Genomic DNA, 4,309 nt, shown 5'->3' with positions numbered 1-4,309 from the left:
AGCCCTCATGACGTTCCAACTGCACGAGGCTTTGCCCGTACCCTCATCCGCCCCTTCGGGGCACCTTCTCCCGATGGGAGAAGGCACAGCGTCCGCCGTTCCATAACCTGAATCTCACACCTGGGTGCGCACACTAGGCGCATGGCAGACGTGCATTCCCCCCTTCCGTCGCCGCCATTGCTGGACGATGCCTGCGCATTGTTCCTGGACGTGGACGGCACCCTGATCGACTTTGCGCACACCCCCGAAGCAGTGCAGTTGCTGCCGGAGGTACGCGACGCAATCGCGCGCCTCAGCGAGCGCCTCGGCGGCGCCGTCGCCCTGGTCAGCGGGCGGCCGCTATCCCAACTTGACGCCCTGTTCGCACCCCTGCTGCTGCCGGCCGCTGGCCTGCACGGGCACGAGTTGCGTAGCGACGCAGTCGCACGCGCGGCAATGCCGCAAGACACCTCCGAATGGCTGCATGGCCTGCATCGACGCGCTGCGGCGCTCACCCAGCGCCACCCTGGCGTGCTGGTGGAAGACAAGGGCGTCAGCGTGGCCCTGCACTGGCGCGCGCAGCCGCAGGCCGGCGCGGACGTGTTGGCGTTTGCACAGCAGGAAATCGCGGTGCTGTCGGGTTACCGCCTGCAGCCGGGCGATCACGTCGTTGAATTTGTTCCCGAAGGCAGCAACAAGGGCCTGGCGGTCGAGCAGCTGATGCAGCAGCCGGCATTTGCGGGCCGCACGCCGGTGTTTGTCGGCGACGATCTCACCGACGAATTCGGTTTCCAGGCGGCCAATCGCCTCGGCGGCTGGAGCGTGCTGGTCGGCGACCGCGCCCAGACCGACGCACGCTTCCGCGTGCCGGGCACCGCCGCCGTGCATGCCTGGTTGCAGCGCAACGCGCACACCGCGTGAGCGCGTTACGCGCTCCCCATCGTTTTTCCCCCAGGACGTTACGCACTTCATGACCGAGTCTTCTCTGGATCTGGGCGTCATCGGCAATTGCAGTTTTGGTGCACTGGTGGACCGCCAGGCACGCGTGGTGTGGAGCTGCCTGCCGGCGTTCGACGGTGACCCTGCGTTTTGCTCGCTGCTCTCGCCCAAGGGCGAAGGTGGCGACTTCGCGGTGGAACTCGAGGATTTCGAGAGCAGCGAACAACACTACCTGCCCAATACCGCGGTGCTGCGCACGGTGCTGCGCGACAGCAAGGGCGGCGAAGTCGAGGTGATCGACTTCGCGCCACGCTGGCGCAACAACGGCCGCTTCTATCGGCCGGTGAGCATCATCCGGCAGATCCGCCCGCTGGCCGGCAACCCGCGCATCGTGGTGCGCGCACGCCCGCTGGCCGATTGGGGCGGACGCACGCCGGATACCACCTGGGGCAGCAACCACATTCGCTGGGTGCTGCCGGATTTCACCCTGCGCCTGACCACCGATGTGCCCGTGCGCTTTGTCCGCGACGGCCTGCCGTTCGTGCTCAGCCATCCGGTCAGCCTGGTGCTGGGCGTGGACGAATCGCTCACCCGCTCGCTCACCGGCTATGTACAGGAAGCGCAGGAACGCACCGAAGAGTACTGGCGCGAATGGGTGCGCTATCTGTCGATTCCGCTGGACTGGCAGGAAGCGGTGATCCGCAGTGCGATCACGCTCAAGCTCTGCCAGTACGAAGACAGCGGCGCAATCATCGCGGCGATGACCACTTCCATCCCGGAAGCGCCCAACACACCGCGCAACTGGGACTACCGTTATTGCTGGCTGCGCGATGCCGCCTTCGTGGTGCGTGCGCTCAATCGCCTGGGCGCAACGCGCACGATGGAGCAGTTCATCGGCTACATCTTCAACATTGCTACCACCGACGGCACCATGCAGCCGCTGTACGGCATCGGCTTCGAATCGCAGCTGGAAGAGCACGAAGTCGACACCATGGACGGCTACCGCGGCATGGGCCCGGTGCGTCGCGGCAACCTGGCCTGGATCCAGCAGCAGCACGATGTCTACGGCAGCGTGGTGCTGGCCTCCACGCAGTTGTTCTTCGACCTGCGCCTGAAGGATCAGGGCGACGCCTCCACGTTCCGCAAGCTCGAACCCTTGGGCGAGCGTGCCTTCGCCCTGCACAACGTTCCCGATGCGGGCCTGTGGGAATTCCGCGGCCGCGCCGAGGTGCATACCTATACCGCGGCGATGTGCTGGGCGGCCTGCGACCGGTTGTCGAAGATCGCCGAACGGCTCGCGCTGGACGATCGCAGCGTGTACTGGCGCGAGCGCGCCGACACCATCCGCGACCGCGTGCTAGCAGAGGCGTGGAGCGACGAACACGGCCATTTCACCGACACCCTGGGCGGCCATCGCCTGGACGCCTCGCTATTGCTGCTGGCTGACATCGGCATCGTGGCCAACGACGACCCGCGCTTCGTGCACACGGTCGAGGCTGTCGGCCGCGTGCTCAAGCATGGCGATGCGCTATACCGCTACATCGCACCGGATGACTTCGGTGAGCCGGAAACCAGCTTCACAATCTGCACGTTCTGGTACATCGACGCGCTGGCCGCGATCGGGCGCAAGGACGAGGCGCGTGAATTGTTCGAGCGCATCCTTTCGCGCCGTAATCACCTCGGCTTGCTCTCTGAAGACCTATCGTTTGAAAACGGCGAAGCCTGGGGCAATTTCCCCCAGACCTATTCGCATGTGGGCTTGATCATTGCAGCAATGCGCTTGTCGCGGAGTTGGCAGGAGGCGTCATGAGTCGTCTGGTGGTGGTATCCAATCGTGTGGCCGTGCCTGGCGAAAGCCGGGCCGGCGGCCTGGCAGTGGGCTTGTTGGCGGCGCTGAAGGAGCGCGGCGGGGTGTGGTTCGGCTGGAGCGGCAAGACCGTGCGCGGCGACAGCGGCGGCATGCACGAGCAGACCGATGGTGACATCAAGTTCGTCACCATGGACCTCAACAAGCGCGACATCGATTCCTACTACAACGGCTTTGCCAACCGCACGCTATGGCCGCTGCTGCACTTCCGCCTGGATCTGGTCGATTACGACCGCGCCACCCGCGAAGGCTACATGCGCGTCAATCGCCTGTTCGCCGAAAAGCTGGCGCCCTTGCTCAAGGATAGCGACACGCTGTGGATCCACGATTACCACATGATTCCGCTCGGCGCGATGCTGCGCGAGCTCGGTGTGGGCTGCAAGATGGGCTTTTTCCTGCATGTGCCGATGCCGTCGGCCGACTTGATGCAGGCGATGCCGGATCACGCGCGCTTGTTCAGCACGTTCTACGCGTACGACCTGGTTGGCTTCCAGACCCAGCGCGATGCCGAACGCTTCAAGGCGTATGTGCGCCTGTTCGGTGGCGGGCGCGTACTGGAGGGCGATCTGGTGGAAGGCCCGGGTGGGCGCCGCTTCAGCGCTGCTGCGTTCCCGATCGGCATCGATACCGACCTGATTGCCAATCAGGCCAAGGCGTCGGTCTCCAAGCAGGCAGTGCGCGATCTTCGCGAAAGCCTGCGTGGGCGCCAGCTCGCAATCGGCGTGGATCGCCTGGATTATTCCAAGGGTCTGCCCGAGCGCTTCCAAGGCTTTGAGCGTTATCTGGAGCGCTACCCGGATCAATCCGGCAGCCTCACCTATCTGCAGATTGCACCGGTCTCGCGCGGCGACGTCAACGAATATCGCCAGCTGCGCGGGCAGCTTGAGCAGATCGCCGGGCATATCAACGGTGGTCATGCGGAGCCGGACTGGACGCCGCTGCGTTACGTCAACCAGAACTTCAGCCATGCCACGTTGACCGGGTTTTATCGCGCTGCGGCCGTGGGCCTGGTAACGCCATTGCGCGACGGCATGAATCTGGTCGCCAAGGAATTTGTGGCAGCGCAGGATCCGGAGAATCCGGGTGTGCTAGTGTTGTCGTTGCTGGCCGGTGCGGCCGATGAGATGAAAGAGGCGCTGTTGGTCAATCCGCATGATCTGGATGGTGTGGCCGATGCGATTGCGACGGCGGCGAGCATGCCGTTGGCGACGCGGGTGGAGCGTTGGCACGCGATGATGGATCACTTGCGCAAGAACAACATCAATCATTGGCGGCAGCGGTATTTGCAGGCGTTGGCCGATATCTGAGTCTGGCTGTTCATGCGCGGTGTCGCGTTTCGCGTCACTGCGTTGATGCAATTTTCTCGCCGTCAGCGTGAGAAAGCGTTGCCTAGATGACTGCGCGCAGGGGTTCAGCTGCTGAGTTGTTGATAGCGTCTTTCGATGCAAGGCACTTCACGGTAAAACAATGCAAGTGCAGAGCTTTCGCGCCTGCGGCGCGAGTTCCTTTTGTCTTGGCAAAAGG

Annotated in this window: 3 protein-coding genes; all 3 read left to right on the top strand. The window is 64.0% G+C overall.

What is annotated here, in order from left to right:
* Nucleotides 1–141 precede the first annotated feature (141 nt).
* Genes otsB through otsA form a run of 3 tightly spaced genes read left to right on the top strand, consistent with a single transcriptional unit; the run spans nucleotide 142 to nucleotide 4,092 of the window.
* A complete protein-coding gene (gene otsB, locus QRM89_RS20970; protein WP_115577526.1) occupies nucleotides 142–900 on the top strand; it encodes a trehalose-phosphatase in 759 nt (252 codons plus the stop codon).
* 49 nt (nucleotides 901–949) lie between these two features.
* A complete protein-coding gene (locus tag QRM89_RS20965) occupies nucleotides 950–2,728 on the top strand; it encodes a glycoside hydrolase family 15 protein (RefSeq protein ID WP_115540872.1) in 1,779 nt (592 codons plus the stop codon).
* Nucleotides 2,725–4,092 carry an alpha,alpha-trehalose-phosphate synthase (UDP-forming) gene (gene otsA, locus QRM89_RS20960; RefSeq protein ID WP_014508687.1) on the top strand — a complete coding sequence of 456 codons (1,368 nt, stop codon included), beginning with the start codon at nucleotides 2,725–2,727 and terminating at the stop codon, nucleotides 4,090–4,092. The genes QRM89_RS20965 and otsA overlap by 4 nt, the downstream gene beginning before the upstream one ends.
* Nucleotides 4,093–4,309 lie beyond the last annotated feature (217 nt).

Source organism: Xanthomonas sp. LMC-A-07, assembly GCF_030208825.1.
GTDB lineage: Bacteria > Pseudomonadota > Gammaproteobacteria > Xanthomonadales > Xanthomonadaceae > Xanthomonas > Xanthomonas campestris.
This window is presented reverse-complemented; position numbering and strand designations above follow the sequence as displayed.